Here is a 564-nt window from a genome sequence, read left to right as displayed (position 1 = left end):
GGCCACGACGGAATCCGGCCGACTCTATCGGATAGAAGTCTTTTCTCAGGCCGACCGGACCCACCCGCCCGCCAGCGCCGCGACCACTCGCTACATTCTCAGGACCTCGGAAGGCGAACGCGTCATCGCCCTGGGCGAACGGCGTTACCGGCTGAAGTCCGGCGAGGTGCTGACGGCCCTGACTCCGCCGCCCGCGCCGCGCCACGACGCCTGAGCGCCCGGCCCGCCTCAGCGGTCCGAGGCAACGCGCCGCTTGCCCAGGCCCTTGGCGCGGTACAGCGCCATATCGGCACGTTCCAGCAACTGCAGCATGGTGACGCCCGATTGCGGGAACACGGCAATGCCCACGCTGGCCGACACGGCAACCCGGATCTTGGGATACGGCAACGACAGGCTTTCGACCAGCGCCTCGGCCACGGCCTGCGCGTTGTCGCGGTCGGCGCCCATCAACAGCACGGCAAATTCGTCGCCGCCCAGCCGTGCCGCCACATCCGATACCCGAATGGCGCGGGCCATGCGGTCGGCCGCTTCTTTGAGCACGGTGTCGCCCGCGGCATGGCCATG

2 protein-coding genes are annotated in these 564 nt (G+C 69.3%); one reads left to right on the top strand and one right to left on the bottom strand.

Features of this window, described 5'->3' with window-relative positions:
* A partial coding sequence (locus tag U858_RS0133290) for a hypothetical protein (RefSeq protein WP_025141373.1) occupies positions 1 to 214 on the top strand: 214 nt, incomplete at its 5' end.
* A gap of 14 nt (positions 215 to 228) precedes the next feature.
* Here U858_RS0133290 and U858_RS34130 read toward each other — a convergent pair.
* Positions 229 to 564: GGDEF domain-containing protein (locus U858_RS34130; RefSeq protein WP_042886172.1), on the bottom strand; the 336-nt coding region annotated here is incomplete at its 5' end.

The sequence above is a fragment of the Achromobacter sp. DH1f genome (genome assembly GCF_000633435.1).
Taxonomy (GTDB): domain Bacteria; phylum Pseudomonadota; class Gammaproteobacteria; order Burkholderiales; family Burkholderiaceae_B; genus Achromobacter; species Achromobacter deleyi.
The sequence above is the reverse complement of the archived record's forward strand: the minus strand, read 5'-3'. Positions and strand labels throughout refer to the sequence as shown.